At 55.1% G+C, this 23,812-nt stretch carries 18 protein-coding genes; all 18 read left to right on the top strand.

All coding sequences use genetic code 11. The features are described 5' to 3' along the window. Positions 1–301: 301 nt before the first annotated feature. Positions 302–2,659 (top strand): hypothetical protein, encoded by a 2,358-nt coding sequence (locus tag HY913_00090; GenBank protein MBI4961652.1) that lies wholly within the window; start codon positions 302–304, stop codon positions 2,657–2,659. A 7-nt stretch (positions 2,660–2,666) separates the two neighbouring features. Next, on the top strand, positions 2,667–3,623 hold the full coding sequence (locus tag HY913_00085) for a winged helix-turn-helix domain-containing protein (GenBank protein MBI4961651.1): 957 nt from the start codon (positions 2,667–2,669) through the stop codon (positions 3,621–3,623). 916 nt (positions 3,624–4,539) lie between these two features. Further along, the gene (locus HY913_00080) at positions 4,540–6,135 is read left to right on the top strand and encodes a PEGA domain-containing protein (protein ID MBI4961650.1); all 1,596 of its coding nucleotides are present in this window, start codon (positions 4,540–4,542) and stop codon (positions 6,133–6,135) included. 284 nt (positions 6,136–6,419) lie between these two features. After that, a complete protein-coding gene (locus HY913_00075; GenBank protein MBI4961649.1) occupies positions 6,420–7,781 on the top strand; it encodes a choice-of-anchor D domain-containing protein in 1,362 nt (453 codons plus the stop codon). Between the two features lie 13 nt (positions 7,782–7,794). Next, positions 7,795–10,566 (top strand): hypothetical protein, encoded by a 2,772-nt coding sequence (locus tag HY913_00070; protein ID MBI4961648.1) that lies wholly within the window; start codon positions 7,795–7,797, stop codon positions 10,564–10,566. 288 nt (positions 10,567–10,854) lie between these two features. Further along, positions 10,855–11,139 (top strand): integration host factor subunit alpha, encoded by a 285-nt coding sequence (locus HY913_00065; GenBank protein MBI4961647.1) that lies wholly within the window; start codon positions 10,855–10,857, stop codon positions 11,137–11,139. A gap of 1,127 nt (positions 11,140–12,266) precedes the next feature. Beyond that, a complete protein-coding gene (locus tag HY913_00060; GenBank protein ID MBI4961646.1) occupies positions 12,267–13,376 on the top strand; it encodes a TIR domain-containing protein in 1,110 nt (369 codons plus the stop codon). A gap of 145 nt (positions 13,377–13,521) precedes the next feature. After that, the gene (locus HY913_00055; protein ID MBI4961645.1) at positions 13,522–13,788 is read left to right on the top strand and encodes a DUF4372 domain-containing protein; all 267 of its coding nucleotides are present in this window, start codon (positions 13,522–13,524) and stop codon (positions 13,786–13,788) included. Further along, complete coding sequence (locus HY913_00050) at positions 13,757–14,650, top strand: IS4 family transposase (protein MBI4961644.1); 894 nt, start codon at positions 13,757–13,759, stop codon at positions 14,648–14,650. Before HY913_00055 ends, HY913_00050 begins: the two co-directional genes overlap by 32 nt. Positions 14,651–15,572: 922 nt before the next feature. Continuing rightward, positions 15,573–16,379 carry a hypothetical protein gene (locus HY913_00045; GenBank protein MBI4961643.1) on the top strand — a complete coding sequence of 269 codons (807 nt, stop codon included), beginning with the start codon at positions 15,573–15,575 and terminating at the stop codon, positions 16,377–16,379. A gap of 493 nt (positions 16,380–16,872) precedes the next feature. Continuing rightward, positions 16,873–17,139 carry an excisionase family DNA-binding protein gene (locus HY913_00040; protein ID MBI4961642.1) on the top strand — a complete coding sequence of 89 codons (267 nt, stop codon included), beginning with the start codon at positions 16,873–16,875 and terminating at the stop codon, positions 17,137–17,139. Positions 17,140–17,293: 154 nt separating this feature from the next. After that, positions 17,294–17,608, top strand: coding sequence for a hypothetical protein (locus HY913_00035; GenBank protein MBI4961641.1), 315 nt, complete (start codon positions 17,294–17,296; stop codon positions 17,606–17,608). Continuing rightward, positions 17,608–20,169: a hypothetical protein gene (locus tag HY913_00030; GenBank protein ID MBI4961640.1), complete on the top strand. Its 2,562-nt coding sequence runs from the start codon at positions 17,608–17,610 to the stop codon at positions 20,167–20,169. Before HY913_00035 ends, HY913_00030 begins: the two co-directional genes overlap by 1 nt. Positions 20,170–20,548: 379 nt before the next feature. Further along, positions 20,549–21,103 (top strand): hypothetical protein, encoded by a 555-nt coding sequence (locus HY913_00025; GenBank protein ID MBI4961639.1) that lies wholly within the window; start codon positions 20,549–20,551, stop codon positions 21,101–21,103. A gap of 282 nt (positions 21,104–21,385) precedes the next feature. Continuing rightward, complete coding sequence (locus tag HY913_00020; GenBank protein ID MBI4961638.1) at positions 21,386–21,583, top strand: helix-turn-helix domain-containing protein; 198 nt, start codon at positions 21,386–21,388, stop codon at positions 21,581–21,583. Positions 21,584–21,689: 106 nt separating this feature from the next. Then, on the top strand, positions 21,690–22,427 hold the full coding sequence (locus HY913_00015) for a hypothetical protein (GenBank protein ID MBI4961637.1): 738 nt from the start codon (positions 21,690–21,692) through the stop codon (positions 22,425–22,427). Positions 22,428–22,489: 62 nt separating this feature from the next. Next, entirely contained in the window at positions 22,490–22,705 is a 216-nt protein-coding gene (locus HY913_00010; protein ID MBI4961636.1) for a hypothetical protein, read from the top strand. Further along, on the top strand, positions 22,693–23,812 hold a 1,120-nt coding region (locus tag HY913_00005; protein MBI4961635.1), incomplete at its 3' end, for a site-specific integrase. The genes HY913_00010 and HY913_00005, both read left to right, overlap by 13 nt.

The following is a 23,812-nucleotide window of genomic DNA, read 5'->3' as shown; positions in this document are numbered from 1 at the left end:
TGGGTTATCGGCCCCCGGCGCCTGCAGCCATCACCGTGACTCCCAGAGATCCTGGCTACGCTACGCTCCGCCAGGATCTCTGGGCTGACTTGGCCCCAATTCTAACTTAAGTTCTGGTATAATCCATGGGGGCAGGCCACTATGCCATCGGTTTTTTTCAGGATAGAAAAGTGGAAAACACCATTTTGAGCGGCACCTATCACAGCAGTAATCATTTATTCGGGCTGAATCTGGGTTACCACTTCTGACAGTCCCCGTGATGGCTGCTTTTATTGCCTTATTCGAATAAGAGTGAATAGAAATGCCTTTGTTTCTGGATACCGCTAAAATCACCCCACCCCGCTTCCCCCATATCCTTTACCGTCAGCGTTTGGTCGACCGTCTGGAGCAGCACCGGGACAAAAAACTTATCCTCATACTGGGACCGGCAGCCCAGGGCAAGTCCACCCTGGCGCTGTCCTATGTAATGACCTCCGACCGGCCCTCGGCCTGGGTCAATTTGGGCCCGGAAGAATCGGACCCGGTCAACCTGTTTTATCTCCTGACGCAGTCGCTCCATCTGGCCCTGCCGGAGGTAGATTTTACTGCGGCTCTCCAATACCCCGGCCTCAGTTTCGGTCCCCGGGAAGAGCTGCCCCTCTACCGGGATTGGACCCTGGCCCTTCTGGGACGCCTTCAGCAGCCGGTGCAATTGATCCTGGACGGCCTGGACCGCCTCGCCCCGGAGGCGCCATCCTTCCGGTTCCTTCAGGTTTTCCTGGATTGTCTGCCGCCCTCTATCCACCTCGTTCTGCTGTCCCGGGAGATGCCGCCGTTGGAAATTCAGGCTTTAAAGATGCGGCAGGAAGCCTTCATCCTCACCGGCGAAGAGTTGGCTTTCACCCTGGAAGAAACCCGGAATTATTTAGGGGAACTGCGCCAGATGTCGCTGCCCCCCGACCTGCTGAACCGGTTTCAGCAGTTGACAGAAGGCTGGGTGGGGGGGCTGGTGCTCTTGAGCGAATCCCTGGAGCGGGTTCCGGAAACCCTGCGGGATAAGTATTTAACCGGCGGCCTCACGATGCGCTTTAAAGAGGAAATATTCCGCTACTTCGGAGAATGCATCTTTAACACCCGCCCGCCGCAGGACCAGGATTTTCTGCTCAAGTCCTCCATTCTGGAAGTGGTGGACCCGGATTTTATCCAGGGGTTGCTGGGGCTGGCCCAGGCCCGGGAGATTCTCGAAGACCTCACCCGGAGAAATCTCTTCATCCAGGCCCTTCATGACCCCCGGAAGGGCTGGCTGTTCCGCTATCACCAGCTGTTCCGCAGTTGTTTGCAGATTAGATTCAAAACCTCTTTCACCAAGGCCGAGCAGCAGGCGGTCTACCTGAAGGCGGCGGTGCTGTTTGAGCAAAGGGGGGAACCGGAAGAAGCCCTGAAACTCTATTTAAAGGCCCAGGCCCCGGCGGAGGCCGCCGCGCTGCTGGAAAAAACCGGCCTGGACCTTCTGTCCGCGGGCCGCACCGGCGACCTGGCCCGGTGGCTGGAGGCCCTGCCGGCAGACCTGGTCCAGGAGAACCCCTGGCTCCTCTTTTATCGATATATGAGCCGCCGTTTTCAAGGGCCGCCGGAGGTTATCCAAAGCCTGCAGCAGTCCCTCTCCCTTTTCGACCGGAGTGGAGACGTGGGCGGGGTGCTCCTCTCCCTGGCTTATCTCATCGAGGCTTCGGCCTGGGGGTTACCGGTCAACGTCGAGCCTCTGTTAGCCCGGGCCGAGGAAGTACTCGCCTCCCCGGAAGCCAGCCGTTATCCCGGCGAAAAGGCCACCCTCTTTTTTCAGATCGGCCACATTCATACCATCATGTATGGGAATCTCCGCCAGGGTTTGGAAAATTGCCTCCAGGCCTCTCTCTTGGCCCGGGACCTGGGAGACCTCCCCTTGCAAATCAACGCACTGTTGCATGCCTCTTTCACCCACAATGTTTTAGGGGAATTTAACCAGGCCGGCGCCATCATCGCCCAAGTGGACAAGCTCCTCGCGGACTGCGATATTCCCCCGTTGACCGGCGTCCATCTCCTTTTTAAAACAAATTTCTATATGTTCCAGGGGCAATTCGACCGGGCCGAGGCTCTCAATAGAAGGGCTCTCGAGCAAATCCAGCGCCATGGCCTGAGGCATTTATTGCCCTTGGCCCTGATTCATCGCGTCATGAGGAGTTTCTTTCAGGGAAGATTCGGAGAGGCGGACGAAGTGGCACAGCCCCTTTTGTCTGAATGCAAGGCCATGGGCAGCAGTTGGCTTTGTGGTATGGCTTTTCAAGTTATGGGAATGAGCTGCTATCACCGGGGGGAGTATCTCAAGGCCCGGGAATTTGATGAGGAGGCCCTCCGGTACCTTTCCACGGAAAAAAATTTCATCGCCATGACCAACCTGCTTCTGAGCCTGGTGGCGTATCACTTGGGCGAGGTCAACCTGGACATTGAAAAACGGCTCCAGGAAGCCCTGGAATACTTTGCCGGGGAGTCCATCTACACCTATACCATTGAAACTCATCTATCCCTGGCCCTCCTATACCGGTCCCAGGGCCGCCTGGCGGAAGCCGCCCTGCACCTGGGAGTCTGGCCTGCGTGTCGCCCAGGAACGGGACTATTATCCCTTTTTTTTCTTGAACCGTGATGACCTGGTGCAGGTTTGCACCCTGGCCCTGGAGCTGGAAGTCCCGGGCTCCTGGGGTTATGTGACCCGGTTCCTCACCTCGGACAAACTGGCACCCCTGGCCGGGCCGGAGTTGGCGCGCCTCTCCCGGCATCCCCAGGCCCGCATCGCGGAAAAGGCCTGGGAGATTTTACAAGCCATTCACCGGGCCGGGCGGCCCCGCCTGTGCCTTAAGACCCTGGGCTCCTTTCAGGTCTGGCGCGGGGCGAATCCGCTCCCGGACCGGGAGTGGGAAGGGCCGCTCTCCCGCCTCCTGTTGAAGGCCCTCATCGCCCGGGGCGGCCAGGGGGTGTCCAAGGAAGTCATCATGGAAGACCTCTGGCCGGAAGCCGCGCCCGCCAAAGCCGAGAGCAAATTCAAGTCCTGCCTGCACCGCCTGCGCAAAGCCCTGGAGCCCGACCTGTACCGCACCGTGGGCTCCTCCTATGTCCATCTGGAGGCCAACCTCCTCTCCCTGGATAAGGAACTGGTCCGGGTGGACGTGGACGACCTGGCCGCTTTCGCCGCCGCGGGAAAAAAGCTGGAGGCTGCGGGTGAGGTCAAAGAGGCCTTGGCCTCCTACCAGGAAGCCGCGGACCTCTATGCCGGGGATTTTCTGCCCGAAGAACTTTATCATCCCTGGGTGGAGCGCCAACGGGAAGCGTTCCGGGGCCTGTATCTCGAAGTCCTGGAGCGCCAGGCCGAACTCTGGGAAAAGCAGGGGTCTCCCAGGCGGGCCGCCCGGTGCTGGCAGCAGGCCCACCGGACCGACCCCCTGGAGCCCCGCGCGGTCCAGCGCCTAATGCTGCTCAATGACCGCCTGGGCCGGCCCCAGATGGCGCTGCGGGTCTTCAAGGAGTACCGGGAGGCCCTGAAGCGGGAACTGGACGCCTCCCCGGACGACACCACCACCGCCATTTACCGGAAGATCAAAGAGAAGTCCTGATCTCTCCTATTATCCCCCATCCCTCCCTCTGACACTTCTGTCGGTGACAAAAACCCGGTTAATTTTGTTCTCACGAGAAATGCGCAAGATTGTCATTACTTATAAAAGACGCCGCGCCTTTCCCCGCGACTTTTTCGTTACTTCTGCCTGCTATTCTGCCACCACCAAGAAAATCACGCCTGCGCCCCCGGCATATTTATAGCGTTTGCCCAAAGTTCCTTCCTTTCATCCCCGCTCCACCCAACGGGGGGAGAGGGTTAGAGTGAGGGGGGGCGGGAAGAACTTTTGGCAACAAGTATAGAAACGCTTCGGAGGCCCGCTCTGTGCTTTCCTCCGCCTACCTCCACAAGTTCGTCTCCCTGGCCGACGGGCGGCAGGTGCTCCTGCGCTCCCTGTTCCGCCACGACCGGGAGGGCCTCCTCCAGATGTTGAACGGCGTCCCCGAAGACGAGGTGCGGTTTCTGCAACCGCCGGGGCAAGAGCCCCGCCAGGAGCAGGCTTGGCTGGCAGGCCTCGACTACCGGGAGGTGGTGCCCCTGGTGGCGGTGGACCTGGCGGCCCACCGCTTCGCGGGAATAGCCCTCCTCACCCGGGACCGTTTGGGGGCGGGGGGCCGGGTACACCTCTTCGCCGTGGAGCCTTTCCGGCGGCTGGGGTTGCCCGGGCTCCGCTGGCAGAAATCCTGGACCTGGCCTCCCGGGAGAACTTGCGCTGGCTCAGGGCCGAGGTGGCCGCGTGCGACCGCCTGGCGGTCCAGGCTTTCCGGGACCAGGGTTTTGAAATCCGGTCCACCCTGGAAGACTTGTTCCGGAGCGAGGACGGCTCCAGCCGCCCGGTCCTCCGTTTGGCGCGCCCGGTCAGCGGGAAAGCCGACGGTTGATATATCCAAAATCTCATTAACGGAAGGAGCAGAGGCATGAGAACAGGGAATCAGCGGCGTGGAATAGTGGAAGTGGCGCTGTGCGCCGTGGCGGTATTGGGGCTGGCTGCCGGCGCCTATGCCGACACCGGCGCCCTGAAGGTCACCTCTTTTCCGTCGGGGGCGCAAGTGCTGGTGGATGGAACCGCCACCGGCAAAGTGACCCCCATGAGCATTTCCTTGCCGGTGGGGGACCACTCGGTCACCGTGCAGATTCCCGCTTCGGGATGGAGTCCGGATACCCGCGTGGTAACCATTGTCCCGGGCAACAATGATTTAAGTGTCACCTTGCTGCCGGCTTTGACCACCGGTCCCCAGGGGCCTCCGGGTCCCGCCGGAGCGACCGGACTTCAGGGACCCCCGGGGCCGCCGGGAGCCAAGGGTGACATCGGAGCAACCGGGCCCCAGGGACCCATCGGGTTGACCGGACCGGCTGGTCCCCAGGGCGAAGTGGGACCGGTAGGACCGGCAGGGCCCATGGGCCCCGAGGGGCCCTCAGCAGTATTCACAGGCACCCTTGCCGGCGATGTCGTTGGTACCCAGTCTGCCACCCGCGTTACTAAAATCCAAGCAAGTCCGGTAAGCGCCGCACCACCCAATACGGGGGATGTCCTGTCCTATTCAGGCAGCGCCTGGACACCCGCACCGGCGCCAGTAGGACCTCCCGGGCCTGCGGGGCCTCAAGGGCCGGCTGGCATTGATGGAGCTGCTGGCGCCCAGGGGCCGGCCGGTCCGCCTGGTGCCGCTGGTGCTGACGGCGCTCAAGGGCCTGCCGGGCCCGCCGGCGCTCAGGGGCCCGCGGGACCCGCGGGACCGCCGGGTCCGGGGGGATACAACCCCCAGCAGATCGCCCTCTTGCGGTGGTATGGTGGTATCCAGAGCAAAGTAACGCAAATTCTCACGACCGGTCAACCTACTTCCATAGCCTTTGACGGGGCCCATATATGGGTAGTAAAAAACACTGGCCACGGCGTCACCAAGTTGCAGGCCAGCGACGGCGGGATTCAAGGCGGTTTTGCAGTTGGCACTTATCCGTATGGCATCGCCTTTGACGGGAAACATATCTGGGTGGCAAATTATGATGACAGTACCGTCTCAAAGTTGGATGCCGTTGACGGCACGTCTAAGGGCACTATCCCGGTTGGAGATCTGCCGATCGGCGTCGCCTTTGACGGGACTTATATCTGGGTGGCAAATTCGGGCAGCAATAGCGTCACTAAGGTGCTGGTTAGCGACCTCTTTATATCTACACGGACTTACCCGGTTGGCGTTCAGCCGTGGAACCTCGCCTTTGACGGGAAACATATATGGGTGACAAATAATGGCGATAACACAATCACCAAGTTGCAGGCCAGCGATGGCGCCAATCTGGGTGCTTTCCCGGTGGGAATCCATCCCTGGGGCATCGCCTTCGACGGGGTCAATATCTGGGTGGCCAATAACGGCGACGACACCCTCACCAAGTTGCGGGCCAGCGACGGCGCCAACCTGGGGACTTATCCGACTGGCAGTCAACCGCGCGGCCTGGCCTTTGACGGGGCTAATATCTGGGTGGCAGAATCGGGTAGCTATGGATTCGTGTCTAAGCACTGAGGCGGGTGGGGAGGCAGCCCCGACTAATTCAGGCCCGGGCACCCGCCGCCTCCGACGGCCCGGTGCCACCGGTTTGAGTCTTGTTTGGGTTTTCAATGGCCTTTGGGGAACCGATCCCCGTGATGATCCGCCGACTCCCCGGGGAGGTGTCAAATGACCAAGAAATAGACGCGGTTGTAAATGTTCTTTCCTGGGCTGCAGATCCTGGCTCGCCGGCGCCGACCCGGGACAGCAACCAATGTTCTTAATGCTACTGCATTAAGATGAAGAAAGGAAAAAAAGCCATGAAAAACCGGAAAACTTGCTTGATCGCGGCCCTGGCGGCCTGGTCCCTGGCGGCCCTGCTGGCAACGCCGCCGGCGGAATGTTTTGCTGAAGATGGAACCCTCACCGGAACCTTCAGTGGAGTATATGAGGGGAGAACTGTCCCTCTGATTGACGCGTCTTTGGAAGTATTTCATCCTGACAACGCCACTCTCCTTCGAACAATCCCCCTTACCTTCGACAAAACTGGCAGGTTCAGCATAGCCTTTCCTTCGGGAGAGTGCCGGATAAAAATTTTCACTAAGATTTATGAGATGGGTTTGACCCTTTTACACGAAGGATTCTACGACGGCCTTCAGAGCACTTATGGAGTCTGTTTTGCGGATGGCGAACCGGTCACAGTGACTGCCGGTCAAACCACCGACATCTCCTCGGTGCTAGAGCTTAGAGCACCCACAAAGCCACCAGATACATACACTATTAAAATAACCGGGCAGATCGCCGGCAGCACCGGAGATCCCGGAACTGTTCAGGTCATCGCCCTGGATTATTGCACCGGTTATGAGTGGGGGAAGACCGAGGTATCTGCAGGTCCCTTTGTCTTTTACATTAGTGCCGCGACTAAGGCAGTTCGCCTGCGCTTCGTCAGCGCCAATTACCCTCCCGAGTTTTACGGGGCGTACGGACAGGATAATTTCAGCCTGGCCACGCCTCTTTTTATGGATAGGCCGATAGACCTTGGCTTGGTGGTCCTTGGACAGGCCCCGGAAATCAGAGTGGAAAATGCTTTGGGTTTTGGCGATGTAGCGCTGCTGGACTCCCGAACTCAGGCCGTCACGGTTTACAATGACGGGACCAGGGATCTGGTGGTTGGTTCAGTGGCCTTCGAAACCTCCCATGGCGACATCTCCTTTACCGAACCTCCCGCAACGCCTTTTACCCTGGCTCCGGGCGCCAGCCGGACGATCTCCATTACCTACGGCCCCCGGGCCATGGGGGAGGCCGCGGCCCTGCTGGCCATCACCAGTAATGACGCGGATGAATCCAAGGTGCTGGTGAGTCTGACCGGCGCCGGGGTGGCGTCCCCAGCACCCCCGTCCGAGCAGGTCAGCCAGATCGCCGAGGTTATCGTGACCGGCACCACTAATGGGACTTTGACGCCCACGGGGCCGGGGGAGCGCGCTACCATGCTCATGAACCAGATTGCCGCGGCGGGGGAAATGGCCGCGGCCGGCAAGGACGCGGCGGCCTGCGCCCAACTGCGGAACGCCCTCCAGCGGGTGGACGGCAATCCCGTCCCGCCGGACTTCCTGGAGGGACCGGACCGGGAATTGTTGCGGCAACTGCTGCAGAACACCATTGACAGCCTGGGCTGCAGGTAAGAGGAGGAAGGCCATGCTTAGGAGCGTAGGTCACGGCAAAGGCGGAAGCAAGGCGGTTGGAGCAATTTGGAGGCTCTCTTGCCTGCTAACAGGGTTGCTTGTAATAACCGCGCTGACGTTGGCGGCCGCGCCCCAGGCTGCCAGAGGCGAAGAATTCCTGTTTAAATGGGGAAGCCAGGGCACAGGCAATGGACAATTCAATAACCCCAAGGCCATAGCAGTAGATGCCACGGGAAATGTCTATGTGGCGGATAGCTCAAATAATCGCATCCAGAAGTTTGACAGCGCGGGAGTTTTCATCGCCAGTTGGGGAAGCACTGGGTTAGGTAACGGGCAGTTTAGGGACCCTCGCGGCATAGCGGTGGATGCCTGGGGAAAAGTCTATGTGGCGGATACAGGTAATCACCGCATCCAGAAGTTTGACAGCAATGGAGTCTTCCAGACCAGGTGGGGAGGGGACTATACAGGATTTTCTTATGGCGATGGGAATGGTTTATTTTACAATCCCGTTGGCATAGCGGTGGATGCATCAGGAAATGTCTATGTTGCTGATTTCACAAATAAACGCATCCAGAAGTTTGACAGCAACGGCGTCTTTATCACTAAGTGGACGCGTGGAAGCAATCCCTTTTCTCCAGTAGGCATAGCGGTGGATGCATCAGGAAATGTCTATGTGATGGAAGCTAACCGCGGCATCCAGAAGTTTGACAGCAACGGCGTCTTCCTGGCGACGTTTGCAGGCTTTGGCTATAGCGATGGGCAGTTTTCCGAGGGCTGGAGTATCGGGGTGGATGCATTTGGAAATGTCTATGGTTTGAATAAGTATTTACCCCACATCCAGAAGTTTGACAGCAATGGAGTCTTGCTGGCTAAGTGGGGAAGCGATGGCTCAGGCGATGGGCAGCTTATAGACCCACAAGGCATAGCAGTGCGTTCATTAAATTCTTTGGTGGATGTCTATGTGGCGGATACATTTAATAACCGCATCCAGGTATTTGGCATACCCCTGATTGCCAATGCCGGGCCGGACCAGGGGCCCTGGCTCGAGGGGACCCTGGTCCAGCTGAACGGTGCCAACTCCACTCCCGCCATTGAGATCGCTACTTATCAATGGGAGAAAATCTCCGGCCCGGACGTGACCCTTTCCAACGCCGCCATCGCCCAGCCGACCTTTTACGCCCCGGAGGTGGGACCGGGAGGAGCCACCCTGGAATTCCGGCTGACCGTGACCTCTTACGCCGGCAAAACCTCCCAGGACACCTGCATCGTCAACGTCGTCAATCCTCCAAATCAGGCCCCCGTTACCAATGCGGGTGACGACCAAACGGTGCTCGAAGGGACCCTGGTAACCTTGAACGGCACCGGGACTGACCCGAACGGTGATCCTCTCACCTATAGCTGGACCCAGTTGTCCGAACCTTGGGTGACCTTGAGCGGCTCCGGGACCCTTCAACCCAGCTTCACCGCGCCGGAGGTGGGGCCGGGAGGGGCCACCCTGACCTTCCAGTTGAGGGTGCGCGACCCTCAAGGCTTAGAGGCCATAGATACCTGCATCGTTAATGTCTCCTCCGTCAATCAACCTCCGGTGGCCAATGCCGGCAATGACCAGGTGGTTAACGAAGGGGTTCAGGTAACCTTGCAAGGCTATGGGAACGATCCTGACGGCACTGCGGTAACCTTCCGCTGGACCCAGACGTCCGGACCGCCGGTGACCTTGGGCGACCCCACGGCCGCGCAACCCACTTTCACCGCGCCCAATGTGACCCAGGATCAGGAACTGGTCTTTGAGCTTACCGTGAGCGACGGCAGCCTCCAGGGCACGGACGGGTGCAAGGTAGCCGTGCGCCGGGTGAATAACGCGCCCGCTGCGGATGCCCAAAACAACTTGACGATTCTCAGCCAGGAACAGAATGGCACGGTCCTTTCAGGTACGGCCAGCGATGCCGACGGAGACTCCCTCTCCTACCGCTGGCTGGAAGGAACCACCGAGCTATACGGTTGGCAGCCGGTGGCCGCAGGGCAGACCCCTCTGGCCTTGAGCACCGCGCCTCCCCTGGGGGTGGGCGCCCATACCCTGACCCTGGAAATCACCGACGGTTATGCCACCTCCAGAGATGAGATGCTCCTGACCATCGGGAACTCACCCCCCACGGTGGCGCCCACCGGTGGAGGAACCTATCCGGTGAACACCCCGGTCAATTTGGGCGGCTCAATCTCGGACTATGACGGCGGCTCGGTGAACTATCAATGGCTGGAAGGAGATGCTGTATTGAATAGCGGTGCGGTTCAAGCAACCCTGGGAGGAATGCCGGTCACCCTGCCCACCTTCAGCATTTCCACCTTGCCGGTGGGCGTGCATAACCTCACCCTGCAAGCCAACGATGGAGATAATAGCGCTTCAGGAACGATTTCCGTCACCATTGTCCAGCCCCAGGATACCCAGGCGCCCACCCTGGCGCCGGTGGTGGATAAGCCCATCCTGTGGCCGCCCAACCATTTGATGGCGCCAGTCACCATCCAGGCCAATGCGGTTGACAACAGCGGCCAGCCGGTGACCCTATGGGCTGTGGTTTCCTGCAACGAGCTGCAGCCGGGAGTGGTGGATTGGACCGAACCGGTCATCGACCAGGTAAATGGCATAATTATTTTGAGCCTCAGGGCCGATCGCTTTAGCAAAGGCAAAGGCCGGGTTTACACCATAACCATCACCGCCACCGATATGGCAGGGAATGCCAGCACCGCCAATGTGACGGTCATGGTGCCCCATGACCAGGGGAAAAAATGATCAAGAAGCTTTGAAATAATTCCCAACAAAGGCAGGGCCGCCTTGGCCCTGCCTTTGTTTCTTTGGGGTAATGTCGATGGTGCAAAAGGGGTTGCTATCTGCTTCTATGATCCGAAACTTATCAAGTCCCTGAAAATTCAACCTATCCACATCATACCGACACCTTTCGGCGCTCCATGACTATTTTCTCTTGAAAAATCTGACATATTTCCTGATCATTGAGGGGTTGTTGACCATCAGCTTACCCAATTGGCTCCAGTACGACTGACTATGCAAGTGAGGGTGAATATGGCGCTCACCAAAGAGAAAATGATTATCCGCCTCCAGATGCAGATGGGTATAAGCAAGCAAGAGTCCCGCCAGATAGTGGACCGGCTCTTGGAGATAATGAAGGACACCTTGACCAGGGGAGAAGAACTACTCATCTCCGGGTTTGGAAAATTTTCGGTAAGGCAAAAGAATGAGCGTCGAGGAAGGAATCCTCAAACCGAAGAAAGTTTAATTCTTTCTGCTCGGAAGGTTTTGGTGTTCAAGGCATCTGGGGTATTACGCGCACGCATCAATAAGTTTTAGCAATTCACCGTATTCTGGAATTAGGCTATAACTCACCTGGCTCCTTAATTTTCTCTTCCTCCAAGAAGAGCTCCCTTCGATATGCGGATCATACCTGGTAATTTTTCAGCTCAAGCGATAACTTTTGATCCTGGTAAATTATCGCGGGTTTTTTAGATAGGCACATGGCATTGATAGAGGTAAAAATTTGGAAAAATTATGGTGACAGTTTGTAGTTAAATTTTGATAATTAGGCCAAGTAAACCGGGCGAAAATTTGACATCTGGCAACGATATGCAAGGACCCCCGGACCGAGCGGGTCATCAAGAATTCCTTGGCCGGCCACCAATAGGGCCGGCAAGCGCGACCCGGCGGCTATAACAACATCCATATCAATAGCATTCACAATAATGTGATTAATTGGAAGCCGGGGCAGGTCAAACCGGGAGGAGCCAAGCTGGTCCAGCCCCAGGTCAAACCCGCGGGAGGTAAGAACAACGTCATGGCGGACAAAAACGGCAACGTCTATAAGCGGGATGCCCAGGGAAACTGGCAGGAGCGCCAGGGAAACCAGTGGTCCAAGCCCGGGACCGCGTCCCGCCCGCCAACCAGTAAGCCTTCAACGCCCAGCCATCTACCCGACCTGAAGGCCCCCCGGCGGCTACGCGGCCAACCCCGCACCCCCGGCCCAGCGGCGGTGTCAGCCGGCCTTCCGGTGGTGGTGGCCGCGGCGGCGGGGGCCGTCGGCGGTGATCAATTAAGATGGGTCCCAAAAACCATCTGGTGTGCTTCCTGGCAAGGCCTCTCTTGTCGGCTCCAGCTACCTGTTAGCGATGAAAGCGGCCTGCCAGGAATTCTTCAAAAAGGGGGTATCTCCTTGGCATCCCTGTTTAATATCCTTATTGACCAATTGTCCTTTGATTTTTAACTTAAGAACTAGGAAAGGAGCGCAGATTTTAAGAAAGGAGTTACATCCCCTCAGCAATAATGACCGCCTCGTCATTTATATGGCTTTTTATCGCGCCATCGCAAGTGCTTGGAGCCTGAGCAGTTGGAAATATTACCAGCCAATAAAGAGAGAACGGCAATCCCCCTTTCATTCCGGGATTCCAAGCATTTCTGGTGCCTGAGAGCAAAGGAGTAATCCCATGAGCCAATATGTTTTTATTTGCCACGCCACCGAGGACAAAGCCGTGGCCACTGCCATCTGCGAGACCCTGGAAGCCAGCGGCGTCCCCTGCTGGATCGCTCCCCGCAACATCAAGCCCGGCGCCGATTATGGCGGCGCGATTATCAAGGCCATCGGGGAGGCGCGGGCTCTGGTCCTGGTACTCTCTACCCACTCTAACGAGTCGGAGCACGTAAAACGCGAGGTGGAGCGGGCCGTCAGCAGAGGCGTCAGCGTTATCCCCTTCCGTATCGAGGAGATCTTGCCCTCCGAGGCGCTGGAATATTTCATCAGCACCACCCAGTGGGTCGACGCCTTCACTCCGCCCCTGGAAAAACATGTGGGCTACCTGGCTGAAAACCTGAAAGAACTGGTGCCTCCAGAGGCAAAGGAAGTAAAGGTCGCCGAGCCCGAGCCCCTTCCCCCGCCTCGGGCCGCCGCCCCCCAAGCGAAAAGTTGGTTTCTGACGGTCCCAGGCCTGGTCACCATCGCCGCGGCAGGTGTCCTGGTGGTGGCCGGCCTCCTTGGCGGTCTTTACCTGGCGGACACTTTCTCCCGGTCCGAGAAACCTGTCCCTCCAGAGGCGCCGGCAGTGGCTGTGGTGCCCCCCACCCCTGAGAAAAAGGTTGTGCCGGAAAAAGCTCTTCCCGAGAAAGCTGCCCCTCCGAAGGCCCCGGAAATTGTAGAGAAAGCACCCGTTCCCAGGGGGAAGGCCGTGGCCGACAAGGCTCCCCTGGAGCAGGTGTTGAATGAAGAGAAGGAACCCAATGAGCACATCAGGGATGCTAACCTCATCGCCCTGGGGAACCCGGTCCAGGGCAGGCTCACCACCGAGAACGACCGGGATTGGTACAAGTTTAAGACCGGCCCTGCCTCAAGCAAGGTGAGGGTGATAGTGCGCAAACAATTTGGAGTGGTAATAAATGTCTATGATCAAACTGAATATATGGTTAAGAGTGAAGTCCAAGGTTTTGATAAAACTATAAGCATCGCTTGGGAAAGCGCACCCAATTCCTATTATTACGTTTTGGTGAAATCGTATGGGGAAAAAGGCACCTATGAACTTGAGGTGCGCGAGGAGGGCGGATAATGTATTTTTTTGTAAGAAGGGGATCCACCGCACTGCTGTCCGGTAGAGATTACTTGAGATAGCAAGTAAAACAGCCCCAAAGCAGCCGATCAATGCTATAATGGGTTTGCCGAAAACCTAAATATTGAAAGGAGTTATAGGGCTTATGGCACATTGTAGCACACTCATGGGTCAATTACTACAACTCATCCCGAGACATGTTTTCCACCACCTGGTGGATACCCATGCCTGGCAGGGGCCTGACGTCAGGAAGTTCTCTTATTGGTCGCACCTGACGGCCATGCTCTTCGGTCAGTGGAGCGCCCGCAAGAGTCTCCGGAGACGTGGTGTTCAGCGTCAATCGGCAAGGCCACAAGCTTTACCATCTGGGCCTTTCCGAGGTGAAGCGTTCTACCCTCTCAGACGCCAATAAATTGCGCCCCGCGGTCATTTTCGAAAAAACCTATTATCAGCTGTATGCGCGGCTCTCCGCCGAGTTAGCGCCACAACCTCAGAAGGCCCCGCAGATCAAGATCATCGATGCCACCACCATTGACCTCTGTGCCGCGGTCTTTCCCTGGGCTAAGTTTCGGACCCGCAAAGGGGCCATTAAGCTGCACACCGTGCTTACCGGGTTGCTGCCCCAGTGTGTCTTGGTCACCGACGGCAAGACCCATGACCGCCAGGCCGTCCAAAACCTGCGCTTCCAGCGGGGCGATCTGTTGATCTTTGATCGGGCCTACCTGGATTATGCCTGGCTTTACCAGTTGCACCAAGACGGCGTCTGGTTTGTGACCCGGCTGAAAACCAACTCCTGCTACCAGGTAATCCAGGAAGCCTGGGCTGATGGCCCGGTCCTGGCCGACCAGGTTATCCGCTTGAGTTCTCCCCAGGGCCAGGCCTGCTACCCTGAGCCACTGCGCCGGGTTCACTACCGGGACCCGGAAACCGGCAAGGAATATGTCTTTTTAACCAACCGCCTGGACCTGTCTGCCCTGGAGGTGGCCGAACTCTACCGCCGCCGCTGGCAGATCGAACTCTTTTTCAAGTGGATCAAGCAAAACCTGAAAATTAAAGCCTTTTACGGGACCTCCAAGAATGCGGTGCTGATCCAAATCTGGACCGCCTTGATCGCTTACCTGCTCCTGGTCTGGCTCAAGCTCAAGACTAAGGCCGGTTGGGGGCTTCTGGAACTCACCCGGTTGGCCCAAACCATGCTCCTGGAGCGCATGAACTTATGGGCGATGCTTGGTCTTCATCCACCAGACAACCGACAACCCTTACTATTCAATTAGCGTGCCGGACAGCAATGGATCCACCGGCAACTTTGGGAATAGCAGGAGCACCATGCTTTATTCATACACTTTGCCTGGCATATGTTTGGCCGGCTTTTATTTCAGGTGAGCATATGCCTTATCGTGGTGGATATCGACGAGACTGGTACGTATAAAGAAATCCTTGTGCTCGCTCTGAGAGATGGTACTGGCGACGTAATATTATGTCTATGGATTCAGCGGGATAATTGTCAAAGAAATTAAGGAATTGTACGATATGTTAAGGTTTTTAGCCACAGTATGTTGAGGATCGATGATTGGGCCTGGTTTCGCGTAAAAAAACAAATATGTTCTCAATAATTAAACGATAACCACAGGGCGGCTAGCTGCTATATTTGCGAGGTTTAAATTAGAAAAGTAAGTGTTTGATATGGTTATAATAGCTCTCAATCTTATCCTGCCGACATTTTAAATTTTTTCCCTAAATGTCACTTCTTATACAAGGGGCCAGACCACCAAAGGGTGGATGGAAACCTTCTTTTACCCTGTTTCAAGAATTCCGCCTGGGCAGTCTCACGAGGCCATTTTGCCAGAATGAGAATGAGGGGGAGTATGCAACCTGGGCCGCAAGGTCTGGGACCCACCTCAGACCCCCATACACCCCTTGCACCAGAATTGGAGTCCCATGATATGCGTACCCAGGATCCCTGGCTTGACTTGCCCCCCAATCTATTTTAAAAATTGGTACAATCACTGGGGGTAGGTCGCTTTACCGAGAAACACCCCTGTTGCAAAAGAAGCCAATAAATATCTTAAGCCGTTTTCTGAACTAAAAAATCAATTGGATAATGAGTTTTATAAACTTGAAGGGACTGAGAAGTTGAAGTCTCCGTATTATGGACTATAAGGCTTAGCCCCTTACTCACTGGTAAGGAGAGATGGATTGAAAAGGCGTGTTCCATCCATTTTATACTTATGGAGAAAGTCACTATTACTTATTAACTTTCGACGTTATCCCCTTTTATTTTTTTGGAAGGCGGGTGGTCTTGATAAATTGCCCCTCATTCCCGCTTATTATTTGCGGGAAAAAAATAAAGAACGTTTTATTACCGAGCATATACGCCACAATAAAAGTAACAAACCACATCTTAGGTTTGCACAAGGAGCAGAAGAGTATTTTTTATCGGAAGCGAAAGAAGCTTGGAAAGTAGTAGAACAAGAGTGGTTGCAAAGAAATGAAAAGAATATCACTAAACGTCAGATGGAATATGGAGAATTGTGTTTTGAAGCGAGGTTGAAGGTATGTTTAGGTGGTAACCGTGAAACCGTCCTTCGTGATCTGGGGCGTAAAATCCTGCCAGAGACAAGGGGGGGTGGCAAGCGCTTCACAATAAATAGCCTCCAACTATTTAAAACAATTCACAAAGAACTTAAAGATTGTATTAAGGAGATTCGCCGAAAGGAGGGCTTAACCCTTTGCAAGGTCGCTCCTGAACACATGTCGCGTCCGAATGAAGAACAACTCAAATCGATGGTAGAAGACGCAAAGAAAGAAAAATCCTGGGTAGAAAGGGTTTTAACTGATGATGAAATTTTATTCCTTTTAAAGGGAACTTCAGAATCAAAGGCAGCCCCTGGGGAAGACCTCCACCTTACAATTTCAGAGATTGCCTGGTGGATTTTAGGCAATCGCCTTGAAATACATCCTCCAACCCTCCGACACAACCTCAAAGATATTCCCCTCCTATAATATTCTGGTCTGAAGATTTTTTTGATCTGAAGATTTCAGTGAAATCTAAATTAGTGAATTTCACCGGGGAGTTACCCTACTCAATACTAAACCCGGTAGGATTTAGCCTCCCTTATCTACCCCAACCTCGTTTCCAATTACCTACATTCCGCTGCAATAATCACCTTAAAAAATTAGGAGTTGAAGGGAGATAAGTATGCATCGGTTACTTTCGCGAAGAAAGGCAGCTGGGTATCTCGGCGTTAGCCCCTTTACCTTGGATCGTTGGAAGCGTCAAAGAATAATTTCTTTTATCACCGTGGGGCGTCGGGTTTTTTTCGATGTTAAGGACTTGGAAAATTTCATTGAGATGAACATGGTTCAGGCCAGAGGTATGCGTAGCTATGAGGTCCCTCTCCAATGCCCTGATTGTCAAGGGAAAAACGGAAAATGTCCGACCATCACTCTTACCCCGCCCCTAACCCCTCAATGGTGAGGAAACGGCTAAAGGACCATGAGTAAACAGCAGCCTTGCAGACATTTTCCCTCTTTGAGTGAATTGCTCAACGGCGGGGACCTGATCCGGCCGGACGAGCTTGCCAAGGCCCAGAAGGTGAGCATCGGGACTGTTTACGCCTGGATGGAAAGGGGTACTATCCCATTTTTGGAGCTCGGCCGGAGTAAACGTCTAGATCCCCAGGAGGTAGCTCAGTGGCTGGAGTTGAAACGCCGGGCCGCCCGAAAGGTTCCGGGAGGGGGTCCGGCAGTCCTGACCACTTGATTACCCCTCAGAAGGCATAATTAAGAATTTTGTGATTTCAGATGGTTATAAATCCAGGTGACAAGCTGGTGTCATGAAAAAGAATCTCAATATTCCCTGATTTCAGAACTCTCCTCTTTTTAGGAGAGAGGGAAATACAGAAGGGTAGGAAGCGATGAAGCACCCCAAGGAAAGATTGGTAAGTTTGATACCTCCTGCCGTGCCGCTCTGGGGGGTCTATTATGCGGAAGATGAGCCAGACCATCTCCTTATTTTGCCTGTGCTGGGGCTGGCCAAAGTGGAGATGCCGGAAAGGGATGATCCAGGGAACAGAGAAATTCACCCTCTCGTTTTTGACCGAGTATTCGGAAATGACAACGCCTGGTGGGAAGACGTTGATACTCTTGGCTTTCTTTTGCAGGAGGAACTTCCCAAGGCCGCGGAGATTTTTGCCGCTGATGTCGCCAGGAAACGAGATACGAGAGCTTAATGGGAGCAGTTCCGGGGAAAACTGGCAGCCGCGAGATACAGGCGCAGGCAGTGGAGCAGGCGGTCCGGAACTTGAAGTTCCTGCATGCCCCGGGCGCCGTTTTTGAAATCTGCATCATCGGCCCCAAGGTCACCACTTCCGCTCTCTGGGAATGCCGGGCTTTCGGGAAGAAGCCGATTGTGGCCGGTTGGTTCCGGGACCCACAAAAGGCGGCGCAGCTTGCCATGGAGATCAGAGCAGAGGGCATCTATACCACCCTCAACCCCTGCCGGGAGGCCCTGTTGGGCCGGGCCCATGAGCGCCTGAAGGCCAACGCCGATCGCACCGCAGATAAAGATATCGCCCGGCTGTGCAATTTTTTGATCGACATCGACCCGCAACGGCCGGCGGGCATCAGTAGCTCTGATGCGGAGCACCAGGCAGCGTTAGCAATGGCCAGGGAGATCAAGGCTGGGTTGGCGAAAGAGGGTTGGCCCGAACCGCTGTTGGGCGACTCAGGCAACGGCGGCCACCTAATTTATCCCTTGGACCTGGAGCATATCCCAGAGCACGTGGAATTACTCAAGGCAGCCTTGGGTGGCCTGGCTGATCGCTATGGCCCCCGGCTGACCATAGCCGGATTGGACATCGACCGGACCGTTTTCAACGCGGCCCGCTTGGTGAAGCTCTATGGGACCGTGGCGGCCAAAGGGGACAACCTCCCGGAGCGGCCGCACCGCCGGGCTCAAATTTTGGAACGCCCGGAGCACCGGACGCCGGTACCGCGGGAATTGTTGCAAAAGCTGGCGGACGAAGCCCCCCTGCCGCCGGTACAGAGTGGCGCAAGAGCAGGAACAGCTGACCCATCTGGTCCTCGACAAGGCCGGTTCGATGTGTCGGCTTATCTGGCCAAATACGGCCGGGGAGTCGTGAAGATTAAGAATCACGGCGGGGCTACCCTCTACTGCCTGGAGGAGTGTATTTTTGATCCGTCCCACCAGGGTAACGAGGCCGCCATTGGCCAGGGTGCGGACGGCAAACTTTTTTACCACTGTTTTCACAACTCATGCAAAGAGAAAGATTTCCATCAGGCCCGGGTGATCATCAGTGGCAGCGACAATCTGGGCCAGTTCGTCGTAGGGGGCAGGGCTCCGGATAAAAGACGTAAAAAAAACCCTACTCAGGCTTCAGCTAACAATGGTGGCGGAGCGTCCGGCCTACCGGTGACCCAAGGACTATCATGGTCGGATTTTGGCAATGCCCAGCGACTGGTGGCCCTGCATGGGCAGGATTTGCGTTACAACCATCTCAACAAGGAATGGTACCACTGGACCGGGCGAAGATGGCAGGTGGACGATTCCGGGGAGGCGGTGCGCCGGGCCAAGGCCACTATTCAGACAATTTATCAGGAGGCCTCGGCAGAGGACGAAAAAAAACGCCATGACGATCTTTTTAAATTCGCTTTAAAATCAGAAGGCGTGGCCCGGGTCAAGGCCATGCTGGATCTGGCTCAAAGTGAGCCGGGGATTCCCATCTTGCCGAAAGACCTGGACGTCAACCCTTGGCTGTTCAATTGTCAAAACGGGACTATTGACTTGCGGCTCGGTCATTTGCAGCCGCACCGGAGAGAGGACTTGATCACCTGCCTTTCGCCCGTGGTCTATGATTCCAAGGCTGAATGTCCGGGGTTTGAGAAATTTCTTTACCAGATTATGGGGAATAATCAGAACTTGGTTGATTTCCTCTGGCTCTCCCTGGGTTACGCCCTAACCGGCGACACCGGGGAGCAGTGTTTTTGGATTTTCTGGGGCTCCGGGGCCAACGGCAAAGGGACCTTGGTAAATTGCATCAGTGACCTCTTCGGCAGTTACTGGATGAATATTGCTACTGAGACCTTATTGGCCCGGGAAAATCCCGGTAATCAGATAAGAAGCGATGTGGCCCGGCTGGACGGGCCCCGGCTGGTAACTGCGGCCGAGATCGACAAAGGGCGGCGCTTATCGGAGTCGCTGATTAAGGGTGTGACCGGCAAAGATACCATAACCGCCCGGTTTTTGTATGGCAAAGATTTTGATTTCGTTCCGCAATTTAAGCTCTTTATCCAGACCAACAACAAGCCGGTGATCCGGGACCAGACCAACGCCATGTGGCGGCGAATAAAGCTGGTGGAGTTTCCTATGGACTTCCGGGACCATCCCGACCGGGATTTGCCTGAGAAGCTGGCGGCGGAAAGCTCCGGCATCCTGGCTTGGCTGGTGCGGGGATGCCTCAACTGGCAGCAATACGGCGACCTGGCGGAGCCGCCAGAGGTGATCGAGGCGACCCAGGAATATCGCATGGAGATGGACCCGCTCAAAGAGTTCTTAGAGGAGCGGTGTGTCCGGGGGGCGGGGTTGATGGCGACGGCGGGCGAACTCTACCTGGCTTATAGCGGATGGGCCAAAGAGAACGATCTAAACGCCAAGGAAAAGTTATCAAAGCGCAACTTCGGCCTGACCCTGGCGGAGCAAGGGTTCCGGAGAAAGAAAGGCACTGGCGGGAGGCGGTGTTACCTGGGCCTGGGGCTTCGTTCAGTGGCGTAGGATGCGCCACTACGCCACTGTCTTTCGCCACTAATAATTTATTGGAATTATTCATCATTTAGGAGCAGTGGCGCAAATGGCGCAGAAAACCTATAAACGCATATGAATAGAAAAAGAGCACTCATATGCGTTTATCTAATTCTTACGCCACTTACGCCACTATTTTTAAAAAATATAATAAAAAGAATAAGATAGGTAGTGGCGTCTATAGTGGCGGACAGTGGCGTAAGTGGCGCAAGGAACCTTCTCTCTTTTTGCAGGCTTGCCGGTCAAAATAAGGTCAACCTTGGGGAATATCAAGTAATTAGGTTGAGAATAGGTTTAAATTGGGAGGCTAAGAAAACTGTGTCGGGGTTTAAAGCGGGATGGAGAAAACTAAATGCCTAAACCCAAATTCAGCGATTACGACCTGGGCGAGAGGATCAGGCAGGGAAAGAAGGTCAGCGAGATAGCCGCAGAGTTCGGGGTGTCGGTCCAAGCGATTTATAAAAGGTCAAAAAGGTACCACTTAAATGTGTCCAAAGATGTTGCCTTCCACCAGGCGGCGGCGGTGAATCGGCAGCACCTCGACTGGTCGGCGCAGCTGATGAAGATCAATGAGACAGCGAATACTTTATTGGACCGGCTCATCGACGTGGTTCAGGCGAAAGAACAGGGGGACCGGAAAGAAAAGTTGAAAGATTTAGAACCCTTGTTGGGGGATAAGGGGATATTGGACGCGGCCGTTAAGATTAAGGCGGAAATCAGGCAGCAGTTGCGGTTATTAATGGATGCCTGGAAGCAGAAATATGATGTAGAGCAGATAGACCTTTTCCAGCGTATTGTTTTGGAAGAGATCGGCAAAGCCGCCCCCGAGGTTAGAGAGCAGATCATCAAGAGGCTTCAGCAGGAGTGCGCCGTCACCTCCGTAATGGGTTGGGGGTTGAGTCCTTGAGATAAAAGCAGTGGCGCAAGCGTCCCAAAACCGGGACGCTGGTCCAAAAAGATGGCCGGCCACACAGCTGAGCAGGTTTTATAAAATCGGGAGTTGCCCGGGAGGGAGGAGATTAAGCCAGCAGCCGCCCGACCCTGTCCATTAAATCCTTACTTCCGGGTGGTGGGCGGCGAACCAAGCCCCCCTAAAACAAGCTGGGTAGAATCTAAAAGTTCCTTCTTATAAATTAATTTGTTGCTTTTTATAGTTTATTGTATTATGGTAAAAATTAAGGGGTGTCCAATGAATAAAGAGCCCGAAGTCCTGACCACCGAAGAAGCAGCAGACTTCTTAAGACTTTCCCCCTATGGGGTTCGGGATCTAGCGCGCCGTAAGGTGTTGCCGGGCCGCAAGGTGGGTCGGGATTGGCGTTTTTACCGGGCTGATTTGGTGGCTTGGCTTCGGGGCAAAGAAGGGGGTGAGCATCAGCGGGAGGAATAATTGATCACATCGGCCTTATTTTAGAGGCTAAGAATGGACCGGCCAGGTGTTGCCCCACCATGACCGGCCCTAACCACCACACAAACCTGAGAAGGAGGTTCATGTCATGGCTGAAGAGCATCTTAACACAACCCCAGAAGGACCAGAAGCCCCTGGTGAGGAATTAAAACCCCAGGATTTTACGAGTGAAATTGATTCACAACTCACTCAACTTATTTCCCTGGCGGAATTGGTGAGGAAGATGGAGGATGCAGGCTCGGGTGCGGGAGATCGGGAAGGTTTTTTTTATGGTATAGCCGATATTATTGAGGGATGCGCTGACCGTATCGAGTCGATGGTTAAAGCCACTTATGACCATATGTATGATCTGGGTGAGACGAGGGCTTTGGAAAAAGCCCAGAAGAACTGGGCGGTGGAAGCGACGGTTCTGCGAGAAACGGCAAAAGAGCTGGAAGAAATGGCTGATTATCTTGTTAAGTTGCGACAAGAACCGGAAATTGAACAGCAGGCAGAGATATTTATCAAAGGAATGGGGGGCTTCCGCCTACGCTTCGAAAATTATCTCAACAAAGCATTTATGCCTGTCGAAGAAGAAGTCCAGTTCCATCTCCAGGAAATTCCGAAATTCAAGAAAATCCTTTCGGGATCGCACTATTGCCATATAGAGTCTATCAGGCGCCACATAGAATCCAGGGCCGACCGGCTTATTCAAAATCCAGGATCACCCCTGGTTCCTGAGGAATTGGCAAAGCAAGGACCGCCCCTGAGCCCTGAGGAAGTGGCAAGGATCGGTCAAGAAATTAAATTATTTGCGGGTATGATCAATGAAAGTTTAGCGATATAAACCACCAGGGCCACAGGCCGGGCAGTGGCCCTTAATCCCCCATCAAAATCTGGAGGAAAGACATGGGCGTAACAATCAGGCAAAAAGTGAAAGGCAAAGGCAGGCCCTGGACGGTATTTGTCAACGTGAAGGGGAAGCGATGGTCAAAAACGGTTGGCGCCAAGCATGAAGCTATGGCCTTTGCCCACAAGATCATGGAAGGCATTGCCTATGGGGAGTTGACCATAGGCGGCCCTGAAAAACCGGATGAAGATGGAGGCCGACCATGGCAAAAGTAATTAAAAGAGTGGGTAAAAACGGGATTTCTTGGATAGCAGATTTTTTTACCCCGGAAGGGAAACGCCGGCGCAAGTTTTTTGAGCTCCGGAAAGACGCTGAAGCCTACCTGGGAAAGGTCCTGGCCTCCAAGAAGGAAGGCCGTTATCATGACGTATTCGACATCAAGAAGGAAAGTCTGACAACGTTCAATGAACTGGTAGCCCGGTACGTGGAAAACTTTGGGACCCAGAAGGCTTTCCAAACCAGCAAGCGGTATCTCCTGGCCGTGGTGCAAGAGCACTTCGGGGACCGGATGCTTTCCAAAATCACTTACCTCGACCTGGAGACCTTCCGCAATAAACGTAAGGCTACCCCGACCAAGGGAGGGAAGCCCCGGACCGATGCCAGCGTTAACCGGGAAATGGCTTTGATCGGCCACATGCTGAGTAAAGCGGTGGAGTGGGGATTGCTGGAAACCTCGCCTTTCAAGAAGGGTAAGCGCCTGATGTTCAAAGAAAACAACAAGCGTTTGCGGTTTCTGGATGAGACCGAAATTGACACCTTGCTCAACGCTTGTGGCCAGCTAAAGGCCAACAGCCCGCACCTGAGGCCCCTGGTGGAGATGGCCTTGCATACCGGCATGAGACGAGGGGAGCTGCTCAGCTTGAAGTGGGAGCAGATCAGGAACGGACTTATCTATCTCAAGGAAACCAAGAGCGGCAAGGACCGGCAGATCCCCATCAATGACCGGGCGTCCCGGGTGCTCTGGGATCTCCGGAAGAAGAACCAGTTGAAGTCACCCTATGTCTTCTGTGATTCCAAAGGCAATCGCTTCAAGGAAGTGAAGCGTTCCTTTACCTCCGCCTGCAGAAAGGCCGGTCTGGAAGATTTCCGGTTCCACGATTTGCGCCATACCTTTGCCTCTCACCTGGTGATGAACGGCATAGGGCTAAAGGCGGTGCAAGAGCTCCTGGGGCATGCCGACTTAACCATGACCATGAGATATGCCCACCTCTCCCAGGGACATTTACAGGCCGCGGTTGGCGTCCTCAACACCTTGGGGAGCAAGGTTGACACCAAATTGACACCAAACGCCCCTAAAATGAAAGGGGCTGACACCCTCCAAG

This window comes from Desulfomonile tiedjei (assembly GCA_016212925.1).
GTDB lineage: Bacteria > Desulfobacterota > Desulfomonilia > Desulfomonilales > Desulfomonilaceae > JACRDF01.
This window is presented reverse-complemented; position numbering and strand designations above follow the sequence as displayed.

What these genes read in the sequence shown, in the direction of transcription:
- HY913_00090 (MBI4961652.1), top strand. Translation starts at nt 302, where the DNA reads ATGCCTTTGTTTCTGGATACCGCTAAAATCACCCCACCCCGCTTCCCC.
- HY913_00080 (MBI4961650.1), top strand. Translation starts at nt 4,540, where the DNA reads ATGAGAACAGGGAATCAGCGGCGTGGAATAGTGGAAGTGGCGCTGTGC.
- HY913_00075 (MBI4961649.1), top strand. Translation starts at nt 6,420, where the DNA reads ATGAAAAACCGGAAAACTTGCTTGATCGCGGCCCTGGCGGCCTGGTCC.
- HY913_00070 (MBI4961648.1), top strand. Translation starts at nt 7,795, where the DNA reads ATGCTTAGGAGCGTAGGTCACGGCAAAGGCGGAAGCAAGGCGGTTGGA.
- HY913_00065 (MBI4961647.1), top strand. Translation starts at nt 10,855, where the DNA reads ATGGCGCTCACCAAAGAGAAAATGATTATCCGCCTCCAGATGCAGATG.
- HY913_00060 (MBI4961646.1), top strand. Translation starts at nt 12,267, where the DNA reads ATGAGCCAATATGTTTTTATTTGCCACGCCACCGAGGACAAAGCCGTG.
- HY913_00055 (MBI4961645.1), top strand. Translation starts at nt 13,522, where the DNA reads ATGGCACATTGTAGCACACTCATGGGTCAATTACTACAACTCATCCCG.
- HY913_00040 (MBI4961642.1), top strand. Translation starts at nt 16,873, where the DNA reads ATGAGTAAACAGCAGCCTTGCAGACATTTTCCCTCTTTGAGTGAATTG.
- HY913_00035 (MBI4961641.1), top strand. Translation starts at nt 17,294, where the DNA reads ATGAAGCACCCCAAGGAAAGATTGGTAAGTTTGATACCTCCTGCCGTG.
- HY913_00030 (MBI4961640.1), top strand. Translation starts at nt 17,608, where the DNA reads ATGGGAGCAGTTCCGGGGAAAACTGGCAGCCGCGAGATACAGGCGCAG.
- HY913_00025 (MBI4961639.1), top strand. Translation starts at nt 20,549, where the DNA reads ATGCCTAAACCCAAATTCAGCGATTACGACCTGGGCGAGAGGATCAGG.
- HY913_00020 (MBI4961638.1), top strand. Translation starts at nt 21,386, where the DNA reads ATGAATAAAGAGCCCGAAGTCCTGACCACCGAAGAAGCAGCAGACTTC.
- HY913_00015 (MBI4961637.1), top strand. Translation starts at nt 21,690, where the DNA reads ATGGCTGAAGAGCATCTTAACACAACCCCAGAAGGACCAGAAGCCCCT.
- HY913_00010 (MBI4961636.1), top strand. Translation starts at nt 22,490, where the DNA reads ATGGGCGTAACAATCAGGCAAAAAGTGAAAGGCAAAGGCAGGCCCTGG.